Source organism: Formicincola oecophyllae, assembly GCF_006542395.2.
Taxonomy (GTDB): Bacteria; Pseudomonadota; Alphaproteobacteria; order Acetobacterales; family Acetobacteraceae; genus Formicincola; species Formicincola oecophyllae.
Genome location: NZ_CP038231.1, coordinates 1,731,611 through 1,751,499 on the forward strand (window position 1 = coordinate 1,731,611; position 19,889 = coordinate 1,751,499).

At 56.9% G+C, this 19,889-nt stretch carries 21 protein-coding genes and 1 tRNA gene; 15 read left to right on the forward strand and 7 right to left on the reverse strand.

Going from position 1 to position 19,889, the window contains the following annotated elements; all coding sequences use genetic code 11:
* Nucleotides 1-11: 11 nt before the first annotated feature.
* Nucleotides 12-1,535, reverse strand: a complete 1,524-nt coding sequence (locus E3E12_RS07630) for a SulP family inorganic anion transporter (protein ID WP_141443754.1) — start codon at nucleotides 1,533-1,535, stop codon at nucleotides 12-14.
* Nucleotides 1,536-3,118: 1,583 nt separating this feature from the next.
* On the opposite strand from E3E12_RS07630, the gene E3E12_RS07640 reads away from it, so the two are divergent.
* The 11 genes from E3E12_RS07640 (at nucleotide 3,119) to E3E12_RS07685 (ending at nucleotide 12,030) form a co-directional block, all read left to right on the forward strand.
* Complete coding sequence (locus E3E12_RS07640; protein ID WP_141443755.1) at nucleotides 3,119-4,480, forward strand: FRG domain-containing protein; 1,362 nt, start codon at nucleotides 3,119-3,121, stop codon at nucleotides 4,478-4,480.
* Between the two features lie 458 nt (nucleotides 4,481-4,938).
* The gene (locus E3E12_RS07645) at nucleotides 4,939-5,211 is read left to right on the forward strand and encodes a hypothetical protein (RefSeq protein WP_149498277.1); all 273 of its coding nucleotides are present in this window, start codon (nucleotides 4,939-4,941) and stop codon (nucleotides 5,209-5,211) included.
* Between the two features lie 165 nt (nucleotides 5,212-5,376).
* Nucleotides 5,377-5,772, forward strand: a complete 396-nt coding sequence (locus E3E12_RS07650; protein WP_141443757.1) for a phage virion morphogenesis protein — start codon at nucleotides 5,377-5,379, stop codon at nucleotides 5,770-5,772.
* 360 nt (nucleotides 5,773-6,132) lie between these two features.
* The gene (locus tag E3E12_RS07655; RefSeq protein WP_168194417.1) at nucleotides 6,133-7,605 is read left to right on the forward strand and encodes a phage tail sheath C-terminal domain-containing protein; all 1,473 of its coding nucleotides are present in this window, start codon (nucleotides 6,133-6,135) and stop codon (nucleotides 7,603-7,605) included.
* Nucleotides 7,602-8,117: a phage major tail tube protein gene (locus E3E12_RS07660; protein ID WP_141443759.1), complete on the forward strand. Its 516-nt coding sequence runs from the start codon at nucleotides 7,602-7,604 to the stop codon at nucleotides 8,115-8,117. Before E3E12_RS07655 ends, E3E12_RS07660 begins: the two co-directional genes overlap by 4 nt.
* Nucleotides 8,118-8,214: 97 nt before the next feature.
* Nucleotides 8,215-8,553, forward strand: a complete 339-nt coding sequence (locus tag E3E12_RS07665; RefSeq protein ID WP_141443760.1) for a phage tail assembly protein — start codon at nucleotides 8,215-8,217, stop codon at nucleotides 8,551-8,553.
* Entirely contained in the window at nucleotides 8,550-8,693 is a 144-nt protein-coding gene (locus tag E3E12_RS08895) for a hypothetical protein (protein WP_168194418.1), read from the forward strand. The genes E3E12_RS07665 and E3E12_RS08895 overlap by 4 nt, the downstream gene beginning before the upstream one ends.
* A 1,181-nt stretch (nucleotides 8,694-9,874) precedes the next feature.
* Entirely contained in the window at nucleotides 9,875-10,096 is a 222-nt protein-coding gene (locus E3E12_RS07670) for a hypothetical protein (protein ID WP_149498279.1), read from the forward strand.
* Nucleotides 10,096-10,626 carry a phage tail protein gene (locus E3E12_RS07675; protein WP_141443762.1) on the forward strand — a complete coding sequence of 177 codons (531 nt, stop codon included), beginning with the start codon at nucleotides 10,096-10,098 and terminating at the stop codon, nucleotides 10,624-10,626. The genes E3E12_RS07670 and E3E12_RS07675 overlap by 1 nt, the downstream gene beginning before the upstream one ends.
* Nucleotides 10,580-10,747: a tail protein X gene (locus E3E12_RS07680; RefSeq protein WP_240810493.1), complete on the forward strand. Its 168-nt coding sequence runs from the start codon at nucleotides 10,580-10,582 to the stop codon at nucleotides 10,745-10,747. Before E3E12_RS07675 ends, E3E12_RS07680 begins: the two co-directional genes overlap by 47 nt.
* Before the next feature lie 26 nt (nucleotides 10,748-10,773).
* Nucleotides 10,774-12,030 (forward strand): phage late control D family protein, encoded by a 1,257-nt coding sequence (locus tag E3E12_RS07685; protein ID WP_168194419.1) that lies wholly within the window; start codon nucleotides 10,774-10,776, stop codon nucleotides 12,028-12,030.
* 60 nt (nucleotides 12,031-12,090) lie between these two features.
* Here the strand turns inward: E3E12_RS07685 and E3E12_RS07690 are convergent, their stop codons facing one another.
* Nucleotides 12,091-12,444, reverse strand: coding sequence for a hypothetical protein (locus tag E3E12_RS07690; protein ID WP_141443765.1), 354 nt, complete (start codon nucleotides 12,442-12,444; stop codon nucleotides 12,091-12,093).
* A gap of 389 nt (nucleotides 12,445-12,833) precedes the next feature.
* On the opposite strand from E3E12_RS07690, the gene E3E12_RS07695 reads away from it, so the two are divergent.
* Together E3E12_RS07695 and E3E12_RS07700 are read left to right on the forward strand one after the other, a co-directional pair.
* Nucleotides 12,834-13,346: a hypothetical protein gene (locus E3E12_RS07695; protein ID WP_141443766.1), complete on the forward strand. Its 513-nt coding sequence runs from the start codon at nucleotides 12,834-12,836 to the stop codon at nucleotides 13,344-13,346.
* A 466-nt stretch (nucleotides 13,347-13,812) separates the two neighbouring features.
* Nucleotides 13,813-14,010, forward strand: coding sequence for a hypothetical protein (locus E3E12_RS07700; RefSeq protein WP_141443767.1), 198 nt, complete (start codon nucleotides 13,813-13,815; stop codon nucleotides 14,008-14,010).
* A 292-nt stretch (nucleotides 14,011-14,302) separates the two neighbouring features.
* Here the strand turns inward: E3E12_RS07700 and E3E12_RS07705 are convergent, their stop codons facing one another.
* The 4 genes from E3E12_RS07705 to E3E12_RS07720 all read right to left on the reverse strand — a co-directional run bounded on the left by E3E12_RS07705 (nucleotide 14,303) and on the right by E3E12_RS07720 (nucleotide 16,893).
* The gene (locus tag E3E12_RS07705; protein ID WP_141443768.1) at nucleotides 14,303-14,836 is read right to left on the reverse strand and encodes an RloB domain-containing protein; all 534 of its coding nucleotides are present in this window, start codon (nucleotides 14,834-14,836) and stop codon (nucleotides 14,303-14,305) included.
* Nucleotides 14,836-16,065: an AAA family ATPase gene (locus E3E12_RS07710; protein ID WP_141443769.1), complete on the reverse strand. Its 1,230-nt coding sequence runs from the start codon at nucleotides 16,063-16,065 to the stop codon at nucleotides 14,836-14,838. The genes E3E12_RS07705 and E3E12_RS07710 overlap by 1 nt, the downstream gene beginning before the upstream one ends.
* Nucleotides 16,066-16,166: 101 nt before the next feature.
* Nucleotides 16,167-16,523 (reverse strand): hypothetical protein, encoded by a 357-nt coding sequence (locus E3E12_RS07715; RefSeq protein WP_149498281.1) that lies wholly within the window; start codon nucleotides 16,521-16,523, stop codon nucleotides 16,167-16,169.
* Entirely contained in the window at nucleotides 16,501-16,893 is a 393-nt protein-coding gene (locus E3E12_RS07720) for a hypothetical protein (protein ID WP_141443771.1), read from the reverse strand. The genes E3E12_RS07715 and E3E12_RS07720 overlap by 23 nt, the downstream gene beginning before the upstream one ends.
* Nucleotides 16,894-17,166: 273 nt before the next feature.
* Between E3E12_RS07720 and E3E12_RS07725 the strand changes: the two genes are divergently transcribed.
* Nucleotides 17,167-17,982, forward strand: a complete 816-nt coding sequence (locus E3E12_RS07725; RefSeq protein ID WP_350337577.1) for a LexA family transcriptional regulator — start codon at nucleotides 17,167-17,169, stop codon at nucleotides 17,980-17,982.
* 208 nt (nucleotides 17,983-18,190) lie between these two features.
* Here the strand turns inward: E3E12_RS07725 and E3E12_RS07730 are convergent.
* Nucleotides 18,191-18,266, reverse strand: a tRNA-Val gene (locus tag E3E12_RS07730).
* 714 nt (nucleotides 18,267-18,980) lie between these two features.
* Between E3E12_RS07730 and E3E12_RS07735 the strand changes: the two genes are divergently transcribed.
* Nucleotides 18,981-19,886, forward strand: coding sequence for a DUF4410 domain-containing protein (locus tag E3E12_RS07735; protein WP_141443773.1), 906 nt, complete (start codon nucleotides 18,981-18,983; stop codon nucleotides 19,884-19,886).
* Nucleotides 19,887-19,889: the final 3 nt, after the last annotated feature.

Sequence of the window (19,889 nt, forward strand, 5' to 3'; positions counted from 1 at the left end):
GGAGCGCCCGCTCACCCCTCCAGCAAAGCGGGGCGCAGTTGGCTCAGCAAGCCGTGGCGGGCATCGTCAAAGCCTTCGATGGTGACGTTGACGCCGCGCTTGCGGTCGTTCTCCACCGCTTTCTCAAAAGCGGCCACAGCGCTGACATCCAGGAAGTGCGCGCCGCGCAAATCAACCACCAGGTTGGGCGTGGTGAGGGGCTCAGCCAAAGTGTGGACAAGGCGGCGGGCACTAGCGAAGAAGATCTGCCCTTCAATGGCGCACACCGTCACGTCCCCTTGAACGCTGCGGGTGATGTTCACCATCCGCGCCGCTGCCCAAGCGAAGAACACGCCAGAAAGCATAACGCCGCACAGAACGCCCAGTGCCAGGTTCTTGGTGGCCACCACGACGACCACCGTCAGCACCATTACCAAACTGCCCAAGCGCGGGTGGGTGCGCAGGTCCCGCAGGCTCTGCCAGGAGAAGGTGCTGGCTGACACCATCACCATGATGGCCACCAGGGCCGCCACGGGAACGCGCGCCACCCAGCCGTGCAGCGCCACCATCAAGGCCAGCAGGAACGCGCCTGAGGTAAAGGTGGAAAGCCGCCCAACGCCGCCATAGCGGATGTTGCCCACCGTCTGCCCAATCATGCCGCAGCCAGCAATGCCCCCCCATAAGCTGGAGGCCAGGTTGGCCAGGCCCAGGCCCGTGCACTCCTGCCCAGCATTGCTGGATGTCTGGGTGCGCTCGTCAGCGATTTCAGCCGTCAGCATGGATTCAAGTAGCCCAACGGCGGCCATGGCCACGCTGGCTGGCAGGATAATGCCAAGGCTGTGCCAGGTCAGCGGCACATGGGGCAGGTGCAATTCAGGCCAACCCGTGGGCAGGGCGCCCAGGTCACCAATGGTGGCAACGTGCCACCCCATGAACTCCGCGGCCGCGTAAAGCGCCACAATGCACACAAGGGGGGAGGGGATGCGCTCAAACAGGGCGGGCAGCAGGCGCGGCGCGCCATAGATGATGGCAAGGCCAAGCGCCATAAGCCCCCAGCCCTGCGGGCCCGCGTGGGTGATTTGCGGCACTTGGGCCGAGAAGATCAGGATGGCCAGCGCGTTGGCGAACCCCGTGACGACCTCAGCGGAGACGTAGTCCATCACCACCTCCAGCCGCAGCAGTCCGAAGCCCACCTGGAACAGCCCCGCCAGCAGCGTGGCGGGGATGAGGTAATCCACACCATAGCCATGCACCAAGGGCGCCGCCACCAACGCCACAGACCCAGCTGCGCCTGAGATCATCCCAGGCCTGCCGCCGAACACGGAAAGTGTGACAGCGATGGCGAAGGTGGAGAACAGCGCCATGGCCGGCGTAACGCCAGCGATGTAGGAGAAGGCGATGACCTCAGGGATAAGCGCGAAGGTGCTGACCATCCCCGCCAGCACCTCCCGCGTTGGCTTCTGCGTCCATTGCCTGATGTAGAGTGAAAGCCAGCTTGGCTGGTCTGATTGGGCCGCTGCTGGGCCTTGGGGGGCGAGTGCGCTGTTCTCTGCCATGAAATCCTGAAGTGGTGGTTGGAGGGGAAAGCGGGGCGGTGGGCCGGACGGGGTGCCTCTGCCGCTGTGGAAGTTGCCTGGTTGAAGGGCTGGCTAGCTACCCAGACCCGCAATCAATCAGGTCCGTAACAATCAGACCCGAAACGACCAGGCCAGAAACGAAATGCCGCACCCTAACACGCCTGCCCCATGCGCTTGCAGGGTGCGCAGGTCACACCGCCCACGTGTTTCTGTGCTTTTGATAAAGGCGCTTAATGTCAAAGGGGGCCCGGATTGGCCTCCAACGCGCCAACGAAAGTGGTTTTGAGGGAAGGATCGGAACCATTCGGCAGAGGGAAGGTTCACGCAAAAACCATTCGTGCCGTGTCATCCATTCTTCAGAAGACCGGGAATGGGTTGGGCTGTGTTCAGAATTTCCAGACCTCTCCTGGCTGGACCCTGTTGAAGTCAAAGCCTTCAAAGGCATCAGGGCCCTTGTGCAGGAAGTGGTGGAGGACATGGTTGAACAGGGGGAGCCTGTTCCTGAAGCTGTCCCCAGAAACTAAGAAGAGAAAAACACAGCTTGAAACCTCAGGAGAGACATCCATGCCTTTGCTCCCTTGCCACATCGAAATTTAATCACCTGGCCTTGGAAGCGGCAGAGCAGGGCTTGAGCCTTAACAGGCTCATCAACTACAAGCTCAGCGCCACCCATCCTTAAAAAGTTCAACCAGGACTATAAGGAAAAAATACAGGATCAGGTTAGGGAGGCCGGCCGTAGGCTTAGGGCAGTGGCCCAAAATAGAAACGGGCAGAAAGTCACTGCCCAGCCATGACGGCAACGTACCTGCCTCCCCCCTCCACAGCCACGCGTGCCCTTGTTCCTTGTTCTGTGAAGCGATGTGAATCAGCCTGGAAAAGAACAACAAGGATAAGGCAGGCTCCCATGGCCTTTGCGCTACGTGGAAGCCGGAAATCAGGGAAGCGAAGAAGCTTTGCCCAAGCCCAGCACCAGAACAAACCCTAACCCAGTCCTTCAAGGATGCTGGCCTTGTCGGTGGCCAGACCCCAGGCAGGGGATTGGCCATGGCGGGAAACACTGAGGCGCAAAAGCGTTTTGCAGCCTTCACAGGGCCATCAAGGCCGGAAGCCTGCTTGCCAATCCGTGCCGTGCCATGGGCAGTGCTTCCCCAAACAACTTTAAAAACAAGGCCCGCGCTGGTGGGCATGGGCACCAAGGGGTAATCAATCCGTGATGAAGTGAGGTTATGAAGTGCTGGGAACAAGGGTGCCTTCTATCCCTAATCCTGTGAGGGGAACCCACATTGCGCGCCGGAAAACCGTGCTGCGGCAGGGAGACTATCACTATGTTCCCGCTGCCAGCCCAGAAAAGCCAACCCCCTGAGGGTTGACTTCAACAGACCCTGCAACGTTGCGTAATTATGACGTAACTCAAGAGAGGTGTGGGGGTCCAAGGCCTGCTTCCAAGGCGCATCAAGCACCCACCACCCATGCCCAGCAGGAAATTACCAACTCTAGCCATCCCCTTCCGATTCCTGTAAAATACCCACATCTTTGAATTAGTTTTAGAATGAGTATTGAATATGACCGATGATAGCCAAGTAATAAAAACCGTTAATGAATATTTAGAAAAAATTAATGGTTTTAAGTATGGATTCACTGAAGATTTCAAAAAAAGCACTAATAGGAAATTCCCAAATTTAAAATTTAATCCGAATGAACTCATGTTTTTCTATAGAGGACAAGCATCCACCAAGTGGGATATTACACCCAATGTTATGCGGGATGTTATAGAGCCTGGTAATGAAGCCAATATCTATAATGATGCTGTGGCAACAGCACCTGATGAGTTCCCGGCAAGCAACACGACCATCAGCAACCTGATCAAAATGCAGCATTTCGGCATTCCAACACGTTTGCTCGACATCTCCCAAAGCCCCTTGGTTGCCCTTTATTTTGCTTGCCAGAAAAATGAACATGCTTATGGTAAGGAAACGGATGGATTTGTTTATGTTTTTATTACATTAAGACGTTACTTTTATAGTGAAGATGATTATCGAGTCTCTTTAAAATCTAATTTAGCTCGCATTAGATATAATAATCCAGACATTTCAAAGAGTATTGAATCATCTTTTGATAAAAAAGTAATAGAAGCTCTTCAAAAACTAAATAAATATGCTCAATTCAAGCCGCATTTAATTAAATTACTCAGCATGGAGGATATTCATGAAAAATCAGAGTATAATAATTCATATAGAGAAGATTTTGATAAGTTATCGATAGAGTATGAAAAAGAATATGAACGCATAAAAAATGAACATGATTCATATATTTCTAGTTCACAAAAAGAAATAGAAGAATTACAAAAAAATACCTTTAATCCTGAGAAAATTAAAAATCTAATAGACAGATCTAATAAAATCACAGATTTTATAAACAATGTTCGGCGGATAGATTATAAAATGATGATGGCTATTTTCTGGGAACTACGGAGTTTTGCTTCCAGAGAATTTCCTTGGTTAGCTCATATGGATGCTATGGACATTCGGGATGAAATATTAAGCGTATCTTTTGTTCAACCTCGTATGGATAACAAACGTTTACAGGCCCAAAAGGGTGCTTTTTTGCTTAGCGGCTTAAATTTTCAGTTAAAAGAAAAAGATATAGCTCTATTTCCTGAACACAAACCAATAAATCTCTCTCAATATATTGGACATTTATCAACAAATGAACAAGAAATGTTAATTGACAAAAAAGAAAGTCCAGAAGATTTTATCTATGCCACAAAAATCATGATTGACCATGACTCTAAAAAGGATATTCTTATTGAACTTAAAGAAAACTTTGACATCTCAGAAGCTACATTATTTCCAGATTTGGATCATTTGGGTGAAGAGCTGAAAAAACGCTATGCCGCAAACCCTGAACCATCCCAAGAAAGCTAACTTACCCCTGTGAAGTACAGGGCTGGAAACCGTGTGGGGACGTGGCCAAAGGCACGGCGCCATTGGAACTGGTCCAACGCCAAAACGCGCTGATGGTTGTGGGTGCCTCTTAAGGAATAGTCTAAAAAAACCCTTTTACCTGATTGCTTTGCACATCGCTTCAAAAGCGGCCCTATTTTAGGTCTGCTTATTATAACTTGGCATGATCCTTCACCCTCCAGGAATGGGAATCTTATTAAAGCGCAGCTTGTTGGGGGTTTGTCAGTCCGCACAGCGGGCAACGTCACTAAGAACACCGGTTAAGGTGGGCTATAACAAGCTTGAGAGAGCCTTCCGGCAGTGATGACGTCCAACCCCTGCCGTTCGCTGTGGGCACCGTGCGGTGCGGCACGCTTGCAGGGCGGGTCCAGGCCATTTTGCAAAGCGCCACAGCCGGGGTGCTTCTATCTGGGGAAAACTTGAACAAGAACCGCTTGCACCACCCTGAAATCGCGGTGGAAGAATATGAGGGACTGCCGGAAATTCTGGCCAATCCTGACCATGTGGTGTGGGATGTTAAACCACATAATGGTGAGGCACCGCGTTCCGTCATTCTGCTGAAACGATTGGGCGCGCTGCTTTACCGTTTGGCCGTCAAAGCCACCCTGGCACGCAGTGAAAACTTTGCCTTAAGCCTCACTGTCATCAGGGAAAAGGATTGGGGCAAGTTGTTGCGTAAGGAGATTAAATAAAAGAGTGATCGCTGGCAGCGCGTGGGCCTCCTATCCCTTCAAGAGGGCAACCCACAATTTCTCCCCATAATGGAGGCAACGGTCAGGAGAATATCACCGTAATCCCGCTGCCAGCCCTGAAACCCTAACATCCCCCACCCTTATTTCGCAACAAAGCTTAGACACATGGCCCAAATCACGCTTTCAGGCGATACCAAACACATCAAGCAGGCCCTGCAACGGTTGGCGGACATTGGGCGCAAACCACAGCCCTTCCTGGCTGCCTTGAGAACTGAGGTTGTGGACAACACACGCCAGCGCTTGAATGAAGGGCGGCCTGCGGTTGGTGCTTCCTACGTTGCCTTCAACAAGCTTTACGCCCAAAGCCGCAAACCGTTGCCGCCACTCATCCAGGGTGGTGGGCTGCAGCGCAGCCTGACAAGCCAGGCGCGTGGCGGCACACTTATATGGGGCAGCAACCTGGTCTACGCGGCGGCGCAGCAATTCGGCGCGCTCATCAAGCCACGCACCAAGCCAGCGCTGACGTTCAGGAGATGTTCAAGATGGGGGGCAGCTGTGTGATGGTTTTAATCCCTGCCCTGCCAAAACACCTCAAGCTTCAATTTGAATCGTGGTCCGTAGGCCTGGGCAGATGCATTCCTGATGCACCTTAAGAACATCAGAGCCGTCACCAGTACTTCGGCTTCTGGAGATTCTGGCTGGCACTCTCTGCCGCCCATCCCACCTGCGCATTCTGTGCGTTCAGGGACAGGCAATGGGTTTCGGAGCCTTCACAGGCTTCTGGCCCTCTGGCCTTGGCAGGCAGCGGTTTTGGGTTGCGCCGGGCTGATGGGCGCCACGTAGGGCAGAACCCCTGGTCCAATGGAGGGGGCGGCGCCAGCCATGCCTAACTGTGGCCCATCCAAGGAGAGATGGAACTTTATGGCCACACAAGATTTTCTGCACGGTGTTGAGACCCTCAGCACTGCTGTGTCCCAGCCCCTGGTCAGCGTGGATCTGTCCACCATTGGCCTGATTGGCACCGCCCCTGGCGCAGACCCCGCCGCCTTCCCCCTCAACACGCCTGTGCTGGTCAGCGGTTCTGACGCGGTGCTGGTGGGCAAGCTGGTTTCGCAACTGCCCGCCGCCCAGGGTGGGACGCCCAATCTCAATCCCAGCCAGGCTGGCACGCTGCCTATGGCTGTAAGCACCATCCTGGATGAATGCTCCCCCGTTATGGTGGTGGTGCGCGTTGAGGAAGGGTCCTCTGAAAGTGCCACCATCGCCAACATCATGGGCGGGGTGGACGCGCAGGGCAACTACACAGGCGTGCACGCCTTCCAGGCCGCTGAAGCCATTACAGGCCGCAGGCCACGCCTGCTATGCGCGCCAGGCTGGTCCCACCAAAGCGTGGCAGAAGCGCTGGTCTCTATCCAGGTGGCTGAGGGGGGCAGTGGCTACACGCCTGGCCTTTACCACCTGACCATCACCGACAGCGCCGGCACAGGCGCCCAAGCCAGCGCCACGGTGGACAGCACCGGCAAAGTTGCCAGCGTTACGCTGCTTTCAAACGGCGCAGGCTACAAAGCGCCAAGCTTCGCGCTGCCAGCGGCGGCTGGGCAGGGCACGGGCGCCAGCTTCAGCGCCAGCATCGCCACCATTGACAACGGCGTCGTGGCGGAGCTGAAAACCATTGCCGAGAAACTGCGCGCCGTGATCTTCGCTGACAGCGCCGACCAAGGCCAGGCTGCCGCCATCGCAGCAGCAGCCATGGGCGGCGGGCGTGTGATGCTGATTGACCCGTGGATTGTGCGTGATGATGGCACAGGCACCAGCGTCACCTTCCCGGCCTCAGGCAAGTTCGCTGCCAAGCAAGCCTACCTTGACCAGGCTGTGGGGTTCTGGCGCTCCGTCTCCAACCAGCCGCTGAACGGGGTCACGGCACTCTCCCGCCCCATCGGGTTTGTGGTGAGTGACCAGAGCTGTGCTGCCAACCTGCTGAACGCCGCTTATGTCAGCACCATCATCCGCCAGGCCGGGCGCGGCTACACCACATGGGGCAATCGCGCGCTTGACGGCAGCTTCCTGTGCGTCACCCGCACGGTGGATGAAGTCAACGAAACGCTGCTGCAAAGCGTGCTTCAGTTCGTGGACATGAACATCGTCAAGAACTTCGTCACTGAAGTGGTGGAGGCCGTCAACGCCTATTTGCGCCAGCTCAAGAGCAAGGGCGCTATCACAGGGGGTAAATGCTGGGCCGACACCGCCCTGAACACGCCAGAGGCCGTGATGAATGGCCAGGTGTTCTTCGATTTCGACATCGGCCCCGCCTACCCCGCTGAGCGCATCACGTTCCGCAGTGCCATCAACAACGATTACGTCACCACCATCTTCAACAACGGGAGTGCAGCATGATGTCCGGGCCCCGGCGCGTCTTCAAGAACCTCAACCTGTTTTTCAAGGGCTCCAGCTTTGCAGGCTCCGTGCTGGACTTCACCCCACCCAAGCTGGAGCTGGAGACCATCGAACACCGCGGCGGCGGCATGGAGACGGCCGTTGACCTCACCATGGGGTTGAAGCGCCTCGACACCGCTTTTTCGGTGGTGGATTACAGCCCCCTCCTGATTGGCTCCATCTCCCCGCTGGAGGGGGCGGCCAACACCTTCATCATGCGTGGTGTGGCGGAGGATTGGGACGGCACGGTGACACCACTTGAAATCACCATGAGCGGCAAAACCAAGGCCGTTGACCGTGGCACGCTGCGCGCTGGGGAGAAGGCGCAGCTCAAAATCACCATGAACCTCACCTACTACAGCGAGAAAGTCGGTGGTGAGCTGGTGCATGAGATTGACGTGATGAACATGTCCTGGATCAACAGCCAGGGCGTTGACATGCTGCAGGGCACGCGCTCAGCGCTTGGCCTCTGACAGCGCGCTGCCATCACGCGCAGCCGTCAACAACAGGCAGCGCCAGGCAGGGCGCCCTTCCAGGGCCTGCCTGGCTAGCGCAGGAGAGGGAACTCCCATGAGCCTTGACCACCCCCCCCACGACCACACTCCAGGCAACGCTATGCCGCCTTGGCTGGAGGTCAACCCCGACCACTCCATCACGGTGCGCCTGTCGCGCCCCTACATTTTGCCAGACACTACTGAACGCAGCACCGTGACCTTGCGCGAGCCAACCGTGGCAGACCAGAAGGCCTTCATGCCAAGCGGCCCAGGCGCCAACGCCCGCCAAACAGCAGAGGCAGAGGCGCGCTTCCTAGCCGCCCTGGCTGACGGCATCACGCCAAGCTTCATGGATGGGCTGGCGCTACGCGATTACCAGCGCCTGCAGGTGGCATTCGGTTTTTTTCTCGATTGACGCCTGAAACCATTCTGGTGGGCGCTATGGTTCTGGGCCGTTTCTGCCATTGGTCGCTGGCGGACTGCATGGGGCTGCCCACCCATGACTTCATCAGCGCGCTGGAGAGGGTGGAGGCAGCGGGCGCTGAACAGAACTGAACAGGCGTGTGCGCCCCAACCACCCCCTCAGCCAGCATCCCTAAGGGGTACGGCAGCTGGCAGGCGCCGGTCCAGTGTGAAAGCCGCGGCCTTCCATGCTGTGCAGGTGTTCAGTGAACAGGACAGGCAGCATGAAGCAGGACCATCAAAACATTCCCCACCCTTTTTCCACCCCATCCCCTTTGGGCGTGCCTTTTTCCCTGCTGGGCCAGGCGTTGCCTGGCGGGGCATGGCCCTGGAAGCTGGGCAGCGCCTTAGAACGGGCCAGAGGATCTGGGCTGGGCCCCTGCCAAGCCACCCAGCGCCAAGCGATGGTGGGCTGGAGCCAGCCTGGCGTGGGGCTGTTGGAGGGGCTTAGCTTGATGGCCCTTTTGGGGACCCGCCACAATCCCTTCAGGCACGCTGCCACCCTTCTGCCCAAACAGGGCCCCACAAGGGCAGTTGGCAGAATCATGGCGCAGGCGCTGTTTTACCAGGTCGCCCCCCACACGCTTGGGTGGCGGCAGTGGAAAACCCCGGAAACCTTGGGAGCGCTGGCCAAACGGGCCCTTGGCTCTGTTGGTCGAGCCCTCTGCGCGCCCCAAATTCTACCGGCCGCCCTGGTAAAAAATGAAAGCAGCTACCAACCCTGCGCCAAAGCGTTGGGCAGGGGTGCAGCCCTGCTTACCCTAGCGCTTTCACCAAAGAGGGGAACGTTCGTTCCCACACAGGCCCTCAGCGCCAAAAGGCTTTGGGCCAAACGGGCCAAGGCCGCGTTCAGCAAGCGGCTTTGGGCACAAGCGTTCACGCACCATGGCACAAGCCAAAGCAACACCCAAAGCAAAGCTCAGGGGATGGATCTGCAGCGCGCTTCAGCCAGCACAGCACTAAAGGGCTGGAAGGGGTGGGACAGGCCAACGGCGGCTGAGGTTGAAGCAAGCTCCAGCAACCTTGCGGCCTTCAGCATTTTTAACAAATTTACCACATTCCTCACCACTTCCATGGCTGGGACGTTCACCCAAACGGGTCTGTTCAACGCCCTGATTAGCCCCTGGGGACTATCAGGGCCCTTGCGCCCTCCGCACCTGCCTTCTCTTCCTGTTTGGAATCTGGCAGGGGCAGCCGCCCTGCAAGGGCAGCGGCCATCCCCCAGCCCCGTGCCAAGGCGGTTTGGACAAAGCGCGCCCCAGGCGCCACCAGCCTTGGCGTGGCTTGCACAAAGCCCCCAGCACTGGCTGGCGGCCCTAGCCTGGCCTGCCCAAAGCGCCAGTCCAAACAGGCCAGCAACCCACCACACCAACAACATCAAAATCGATATTCACCAACAGCAGGGGGAAAACATGGAGAAACTGGCCCGCCGCGTGGGCGACACCCTGGCGGTGCGCCTTTCATCAACGCCATTCCTGGCTGATGGGGCGGACTGATGGCGGCACCAACCACGGCAAGCACGCTTGGCCAAGCCCCCACAGGCCCCAAGGGGGCTGGCAATGCGCCTGTCCTGCTGATGCTGGGCGGGTTCATGTTCTCACTCAACACGGCAAGCTTCACCAAAAGCGTGCGTGACACAACAGCAAGCTGGGCCAGCGTGGACAGGTTTGGCCTCAACGACCTGCAATTTATGGGGCTGGAGGGGGAGAGCCTGGAGCTGGACGGGGTGCTCTACCCCCATTGGCGCGGCGCGCGCGCCAGCTTGGAGTACCTGCGCCAAATGATGTTCGAAGGGGCCCCTCAAACCATGATTGGCCCCGATGGCTTCGTTCTGGGCCGCTACGTCCTCAAGGAGCTGAAGCAGGAACACACCCTGCACAGTTCAGACGGCAACCCGCGCCAAATCAACTTCACCATCACATTGAGCCTTTATGATCTACAAAACCCAGCAATCGCAGCTCTTGGACGAAATCTTGTGGATGGTGTTTGGCAGCAGCTCAGACGCTATGCTGGCCTCAGTCTATAACGCCAACCCTGGGCTGGCCGACTACGGCCCCATCCTGCCAGGGGGGCTGGCCATCACGTTGCCAGATGGGCTGGGCGCAGCCCCACCTGCCACCAACCAGGCGGTGCGGCTGTGGGACTGACGGCACCTAAGGCTTTTATGGCTTCCATGGTTGAAGATTCAGCCCCAACGCCAGCCCGTGAAGGCGATTGGGCAGTTGGAACGCCCGTCCAAGGGGAGGAGCGCCAGCGGCCGCTTTGGCAGGTCAGCGTTAATGGGCAGGACGTAACGGGCACGCTGGGGCGCCACCTCAGCAGCCTCACCCTGACGCTGCCGTTGGAACACAGCGCCAGCACCCTCGACCTGGTTCTGGCAGATAACCCAGCAAACCCCCTGGAACTGCCCGCCCTGGACGCCACCTTGGAAATTGCCTTGGGGTGGGATGGCGGCGTGGGTGGTGCCATTCTCTACCCGCTGGGCAGCTTCACGCTTTCTGCCCTCAGCAGTGTTGGCGACAGCAAGACGGGCTGCACGTTGAAGCTTTCCGCCACCAGCGCAGCTCACAGCGGCACTTCCAGCGGCGCCATGCCAACCCAGGGCCAGCAGGCGCGCTCCTGGCTGGCTGGCACAACCATTGGCGCGCTGGTGGGCACCATGGCCCAGGAACTGGGGTTGAAGCCCGCCGTGGGTGCCCAGCTTGCAGAAGTGGCCCTGCCCCACCTGGACCAGGTCAATGAATCAAGGCTCAGCTTCCTTCAGCGCTTGGGGCGCCAGCATGACGCAACCGCCCTGCCCCTGGCTGGAAGGCTAGTTTTCCTGGCGCGCGGCACGGGTGCCAATGCCAGCGGTCAAGAACTGCCCATTGTAGCGCTTGAAGCGGCGCAGACCTCCCATTGGGAGCTTACGCGCAGCGAAGCCCAAACCATGGGCACAGTGCAGGCCCGCTACCATGACGTTGGCAGCGCCACCACCCATGTGGTGAGCGTTGGTGAGGCCAAGCCAGCTGGCGGCGCTGCCGGCAGTTCTGGCACAGGGGGCTCTGGGACAGGGGGCGATGACCAGCCCAAGCCCGCCTTCATCATCAACCGCACCTTCCGCACCAAGGCGGAGGCAGAGGCAGCCGCCAGGGCCAAACTCAACGAATTGGCGCGGCAGAAGGAGCAGCTCAAGCTCACCCTGCCAGGTGCGCCTGAGATCGCCAGCGGCACCATTATTAACCTCGGCGCCAGCTTCAGGCCAGCCGTGGCGGGACTGTGGCAGGCTGGCACCATCACCCACCAGCTGGATAAAAAGGGCGGCTTTACCACCATCCTTGACCAGTGCAAGCGCCCCAACCAAGCCCCCTCCATGGCCGCCACCCTCAGCAGTGCTGCTGTGGACAGCATCCTTCAGCCCGCCAGCCAAAGGCCCGTGCCCCCACGCTGAAGCGCTGGGCAAAACAGGCTGGGTATAGGGGCATAAATGTAAATGGGGGCAACAGGCCCCTTAAAGCCCCAGCAGGTCCAGAACGCCCCAATGGCGGTGGTGGTGGCGGCGCACGATGATCACGGGCCTATCATCATAATCATAGCGGTCTTCATAATAACGGTAGTGCCTGTGCCAATCGTCATCCCAGCGGTCGCGCCAATCATGGCCGTGCCAGTGCCCCTCATGCCAGCGGCGGTGACCAGGGGGGCCCCAGCCATCAGGCCCGCGTCCATCTGGTCCGTGGTGCCAGCCACCATGGCCATGGGGTCCGTCATGGTGGCCGTGGTCATGGGCCTGGGCGCTGCCAGCGCCACCAAGGCTGGCCATGCCTACCATCATGGCAGCTAGGAAAGTCAGCAACTTTTTACGCATTATCTTATCCCTGGTTTAACGGTCTTTCACTAAGATTTGGTTCGACCAGCAGGGAAGCAACGGAAAATGGACGAATTACGGCCAAGGCCAGGCCGCTTTGTGGCTTTGTGCTAATCCAGGACCCTGGTGCTGGGCTGCCATGCGGCCAGCAAATGCACAGGCACAGGCACAGACAACCTAAGGGAAGCCAACGGCTGATGACACGACAAATGGCCATGGTTCACCCCAGCCAGCACCCTCTGGGCACCCAGGCCATCCTCTGCGTTGTCCAGGGCCCCACCACCAAGCGGGCTTCGCTTTACACTCACCACACATCGTAGTGCCACGCCCTTTCCTAGAAAGCTACACGCCTTCATGGCGCGCAAGGCCGCCTGCGCCATGACGTCTTCTTGGCCGAATACAGCGATGGCGGGCTTGTGTGCGTCCTCAAGAACGGCATGGTCTATCCCAAGCCCACCCCTAAGCCCCCTGCCGGCAAAGTACCTGAGGAGGACAAGAAGCCAGACCCAGGCGCCAACCAGGTCCCAGAGGACGCTTTGGTGAAGGAATCAACCCCTTCAAGTGGTTCTGGCGCGGGGGAGGTAGGCGATACAGCTTCTGAAGGCCAGGCGGAGGCCCGCAGCCCGGAGGCGGCCACTGCGAGCGCCACAGGCCACCCTGAAGAGGCATCAGCCGTTCTGGAACCACCTCCTGTGGATGAGCCTTACGATGAGGCCGCCCACCTGGCTGAAGCCGCTGCGGAGGAAGCGGCCGTCCAAGCAGCCCATGAGAAGGCCAAGGCTGATAGCGCCAAAGGGGAGGACGAGCACGCAGAGGCCGCCCTGGCAGCAGCCAAGGCGCATAAAGCGGCCCTGGACATTCACAGGGGCGTTTTGGCTGAACACCGCTCCTCCGCCCGGTGAGCGGCGCCGTACAGGGCAAAGCCCGTTAAAGCCGGTGTGAAACCTGTGCAGCGAACCCCGCATAAGGCGAAGCCTGTTGAGGCCCGAAATGACGGAGCGCAGAACACAGTTCAAGCGTAGTAAGCTTTCGGGCCTGAGGGGTTCAAGAAGCGAACCCCGTCTAAGGCCGCAGGCCTGTGAAAGCCGGGCGCAGCGCAATAAGTCGCCTGGCTTTTAGGGTTCAAGAAGGCTGTTAAGCCAAACGGTGTGTAGCACCGGCTTAGGGGTTCCAAGACAGCGGAATCCCTATAGGGCGCAAGCCCGTTAAGGCCGCTGCGCTCTATGGCTGATTAGCTTAAGGGAGTTCCGCTAGCATGAGTCCAGATTTTAACAGGTTTCACCCTAATAGGGTGGCTTTGTCGCCTAGGCAGTTCAAAGACGTAGGCTTAAACAACATTTCAGAAAGATATTTCAGGGGAGATATTCCATGGTAGACCGCTACACCAAAGTTGTTTTAACCCTCATTGCTGGTGCACTCATCGTGTTGGCAGGCGAAAACCTGCTTTTGCCTGACAAAGCAGAAGCACTATCTAAATCTAACAGTCCCGCTCATGTCATTGTTGATAGCATTGAATATATTAGTAGCGACGCTATGCCAGTAAAAGTTCAGGTCGTTAAGCATTAATATCACAGATTTTAATACTTAAACATTGAAGGTTTGAGGGGGATCGATAAAACTACCTATGCCGCACAGGTAGCTCAGAAAGGGGCGGTGTTTATGGGAATCCCCTTGTTGCCGCCTCTTAGGCCGAAAGTTCAGTTCGCTTGAGCTTGCGCTCAGCGCTACTCTCATTCCGGGCTTTCACGAGCCTGCGGCTTTAGAGGGCGGCTCAGAAACCGCACTTATAATTCAGGTAAATTGAGTGGCCCTATGAGAGTTAGAAATAATTGAAATTAGTTTCAAGAACTTAATCAAATTATTTATTAATGTACTCAAATAAAGGTTTAAAAAGTTTAATTGACTGAAAGTTTTTCAAAGTCAGTCCCTGCTTATCCCAAACAATTTCATGAGATTTACAACGAAATTCACTTTCGAATACATCCTTTAAATAGCCCGTCGGATCAAGATGAGAATATGGATTAACATTAATTCCCAACAATTCTAAAAGGTTTATTTCAAAACAAGGGTCGCTAGGCATACAATGTATAGAGCATTTCCTAGTGGTTGACCTAGAAACTACTTTATCAAATTTTTGTTTGTTATAATCTGTGTCTGTATCAAAAAACACAAAGACAGCGCTATACACATTACTATAATTTCTTATATTCAAGGCACGTTGCAGGACATTTGACGCACCTTTGCCATTCACTGAAACTATTTTCAGATTATATTTACCCCCTCTACCAATTAATTTTTTTATATGTTTCAAGCAATTCTCTTCAGCTTTGCCTTCACAGACCACCAATATAGATATAGTTGCCGAACGTTGATTTCTGGATGAACGTCCCATTAGAGCTGTGGGACCCCCCCATAAGCGCCTGCACGATATTTAGCTGCAAAGTTATCTGCCACTCTGACGCCATTCATGTCATTCAACGACCATAAATCGCTTTCATTATCAATCTTCTCTGTAAGATAGATATGGGCTTTTCCAAGCTCATTCATAAGGGATGGGGTATGTGACGTAAAAATTAACTGTCCTTTCCCAGGGTTTGTAAGAGGATCATTAAACAAGCCCAATATTTTCTCCACTAGGTCAGGATGAAGTTCACTTTCAATTTCATCTATAATGGCTATACCACCCTCTGCAAGGACCGGCAATAATAAGGCTAAATGCACAAATACAGCACGTGTTCCATTAGATTCTTGTAAAAAATTCAAGGCTTTCTCACTGCCATCTTTCAATTTATGGTAGGCAATCATGTTTACGAATTCTTGAGTTGATTTGGAGGCATCCATATTACCTTTGGGTAAGTTCAAATTCATTTTTTTCAACGTGACATTTGAAAGACCCAAATCCACTTCTGTAAGAAACTCCAGTGCTTGATTCCAGAATTGCACATTTTTTGGCTCCAAAAAAAAGCCTTGTGCCACAGGAAAATCATTCACTGTTGGCACACGACCATAAGGTTCAACATTAGAGTATATGGATGGCAGCATGAACTTTTTAGTTCCCACCCCTAGATGCTGCGCCAACGATAAAAATGAAGCATTAGGACGTGCCAAATGAGCCGGCACATCTTCAAAGCCCATATTCCGCTCGCCAAAAACATATTTTTCAGTCTTGGGGTTCCAAGAGCGCTTAAAGAGGGTGCCTTTTGACCTGACCTTGCCTTTCAGATCCAAGCGCGTTAAACTCTCTTCAAGTATTACCTTCTTATTTGCTTTCAAATAATACCGCATGATGGAATTATCTTCGGAGTAGTACTCCAATTCATATTCGCTGGGTTGGTCATTTCTGAACCATCCAAAACTCATTATGGGATCTTTGGGAGAAATGCTTTCTAAAGGTGCTTCTGCAAACCAGGTCATGAAGCGCAAGGCTTTTAATATATTGGTTTTCCCGCTTGCATTGGCACCGAAAATGCCTGTGGCGGTAGAGTATTCTTTTTTGTCAGATTTTAAGGGTGCGCTTACAGACCAACCTTGGCTTGCCTCACGTTTGGTCAGACCTAACGTAAGTTCAGCTTTCCCTGGAAAGCTCATAAAGTTCGATACGGAAAAGCGTCTGAGTACCATAATGTTCTCCTTATACCCCTTTAAGGGAATGGAAAGATAGCTTTCAGACAAAATTTTGTCCGAAAGCGTGTTTTGTTCTTCAAAGCTTGAAATCAGATGTCTTACTTAAGCTCATCACCTGCCCCCAGTTCCAGCAGGAGGCGGTCGAGGGGCAGCGTCAGGCGCTTGAAGCGGCTTATCACGCCATAGCGCCCCTCCAGGGTGGGGGCCTGGCGCAACTGCGCCTCCTCCGCTGCGTCCAGGAAGGCGATGATCCCCCTTGTGGCATGGCGCAGGCGCCTGTGAAGGGTGGCACCGTCCAGCCCAGGCCCACGGGCCCCCAAGGGCTGCGGAAGGGCAGGCGCGCAAGGTTGGCGGGCCGCGCGCTTTGAAGGCGCCTGGGGATGGCCCCGCCCAGAGGGGGTGGTTCCAGGTGAACTTTCACGAGAAGAACCTTCACATGAACCAGGCATCATCATCCAGCCCTCCTTCATCCTCACAACCACCGCAGTCATCGCTGCATCCCTCCACGCGGGCGCGGGCCTCAGCCAGGCATGACTCCATCTCCTCAAGGGCTGTGCGAATGTCCTCCAGCGCGCCTTCAACCTCCGCTGCGTCCAGCCGCCCACCATGCCCCCCACCAAGCAGAGGCAGGTCGTAGTAGCACAATTGCCCTTGGCAGAGCGTGCAGTGAACTTCCGTGATGTCACGTTCCAGCTCATGACTATAAAGGCGCAGCAGGCGCATGGCCTGGCGAGCCTGGTGGGATGTTGGGTGGGGCGGCACGTTGGTAAAGGCGGCTTTGGCGGCGCTGGCCTTCCTGGTGGCTGGGGTGGCTGTGCGGGCCATGGGTGGCTCCTGTTCGGCAAGGGGTGGTTTGGCTGGGGTTCTGGTTGAGGCAAGGATGGGGCGCGCCCAAGGTTGGAGCTGGCGCACCACCATGGCCGCACCATCGCTTGCCAGCGCCAAGCTTCCCACTGGACTGTGCCTGGGAGGGTATGGGCATGCAGGTAGTGTTGGCGGGGGCTTTGGGGCGCCTTTTCCCTTGTTTGCTGAGGCGCGCCATGGCATTGCTGGCAAAGAGCTGGCCTGGGGCATGGGCCAGAGAATTCCGGGGCCAATGTGAAGCAGAACCACCTCAAGGCGTATTTGAAAGCGTGCGGCATGACTTATGAACAGGCCGGCGCCCTGCTGAACATGCACCCCCCTGCCATTGGCCGCATGGCTAATGGCCAGCGCACGCTGCAGCCTGATTATGCCCGCGTGCTGTGGCAAAGCTTCGGCTTTCCAGAGGAGGACATGGGCAGGCTGTACACCACAGCGCCATCGCCTGATTACTTCAAGCGCCATGGCCGCCCCTTCCAAGGGCAGGTCGGCGCCCCAGGGCTTGCGCCCCGCCCCGCCCCGCTGCAAGCGCCCCAGCAGGCCCTGCGCACCATTCAGGTGCGGGGCGCCGTGCAGGCCGGCCTGTTCACGGAAGCCCATGAGTGGAGCCAGCAAGACTGGTTTGACGTCACCACCGTGGCAGAGGACGGCCACCCCCAGAACCTTCCCCGTTACGGCCTGCAGGTGCGGGGGGAAAGCATGAACCGCGTTTTCCCCAATGGTTCCGTAGTGGCTGTGATCAATTTTGACGTTTTGGGAAGGGCGCCGCGCACAGGCGATTATGTGGTGGTGCTGCGCCGGGCGGACTGCATGGCGGAGTTTGAGGCCACCGTCAAAGCGCTGCAGGTCAAGGAGGATGGCACCGTTCTACTTTGGCCCAAAAGCCATGAGCCAGCTTTCCAGCAGCCCCTGGTGCTGGCTGGCCATGATGGTGGCCCTTCTGGAAGCGCCCTTAATAGGGAGGAGATGCCAAGCCAGGCTGGCGCTGAGGACATCCAGATTGTGGGGCTTGTGGTCAGCGCCGTGGCGGGGCTACCGCCAGCCACGTTCTAGGTCGTACGCCACGCTGGCTTCACTATGGCCTGGGGCAGATGTTGGGCGCTGTTGGGCGCCAGCCCAATGGTGGCGTGCTTGGCGTTTTGAAGGCTGGGGAAGGGTCAGGTGCCTGTTGAATGCCCTTGGGCAATGGTGGGACTTCCATGAAAAAAGGCTTCCCCCACCTGCCTTGATAGCAAGAAGAGGAAGCCTTTTGAAAACCGGATGGTGGGCACAACAGGACTTGAACCTGTGACCCCTACCATGTCAAGGTAGTGCTCTACCAACTGAGCTATGCGCCCATCCGTTGAGAGGATGTTTAGCTGAGCCTTCAGGGGCGCGCAAGGGGCCTTAGGCGCTTTTGTGCTTTTTTCTCACCTTTGGGGGAGGATGCATCGTGCGCAGCTTGACTGGGGCCTGTTTAACTCCCTGAAAACCAGTGCTCCCACGGCTGGGTGGCTTAATAGGGCGCCGCTCTTGGCGCCTCTTAGCCCGGAAGCTCTTTTCGCATGAACTACGTTCTGCGCTTCTATCGTTCCGGGCTTTAACGGGCTTCGCCCTATACGGCGCCGCTCTTGGCGCCTCTTAGCCGCTGCTTCTTGCCGCTCGCATTTCATGCTTCGCGGTGTCACAGCGGCTTTCACGGCTAGTTAGCCTAGATGGCGCCGCTCTTGGAACCGGTGGCGGGAAGCTTCTCACCGCTTGGCGTGCCGCCTGCGCGGGGTCGCTTTCCGCTTTTACAGGGCTGCGCCCTTTAACCGGTTCCGCTTGCAACTGGGGACAAAATGAGGGACGTAGTGGGGGTTGAAGAACGAGTGGTAGAATAAGCGTTTGTAGAGCGTGACCGTGCCTTGCGCTCAAGAGGCACAGCCAACAGGGCCTGAAGCACGCTCCACAGGCAGGGGCCAGGGCGGCAGCCACGCTTGAGGCCTAGCGCCCGCAGGCCCGTAAGCCTGCTGGGGCTGGCCTCTGGGGCAACGCATGGTCAAGGCGCACGGCAGCGCAAGGGGTGTGGCATGATGAAGGTAGCAATCAAGGGGGAAAGGCGCCCAGCCGGGCTAGATGGCCGCAGGGCTTATGCCCCCGCCCCCCGCAGTGCCCCTTTGAAGGCGGCGCGCTTGGTGGCGCTGGGCCTCTCCCTGGCCATGGTGGCGGGCTGCGGCGGTGCTGATGTTGGCAAGAACGGCCAAACCGCCATCACCGACCCCAACCCCCCAGCGCCCATCGGCGTTGCTATCAGCCTGTCGCCTACCGTGGTTCTGCCCACCCCTGCGCGTGCTGACGAATGCTGCAAAAAGCAGCTCAAGCAATCGCGCAAGTACCTTGATGCTGTTGAGGCCCTCCAGCAGCTGCAAAATGTGGTGCAGCAGGATGTGGTGGAGGATCTCATCAGTGCTGATGCCAACGCCTGGCCAGCGCAGTCCGTGCCGGGGGTGCGCTTCCCCGTGCCGCTGCGGCTTACCATCACCATCACTTCCTTCAACCCTGGCAGCGAATGGCAGCGCTCCTGGCTGGGGTGGGGCGCTGGCGCAGGCGAGCTAACGGCGCACGTCACCTTGACTGACAGTCGTATGTTTATCCCCGACCAGCCTTTGCTGGCCTTTGATGTGAAGGCGGGAACGGGCGTAATGCCAGGGGTGATTGGCTTCCCCGTGGGGGCAGAGGTTATCCAGGCGGGGATGCAGACCTTCCCAGACCCCAACCAGCCTGAAATGGCCCAGAACGCCGCTGTTGCCATCGCCAAGCGCGTGGAGGCCTGGTTCAAGGCCAATGGCTGGCAAAATACCCAAAGCAAAGCCCCCAGCAAAGCCGCAACTAAGACCACGGCTGATGACCCAACCACCTGCGCCTGGCCCCAGACCAACCCCAACGTGGCCCCCTCCCTGCCGTGGCCTTCGGTTGATTACAGGCCCAATTTCTAAGCA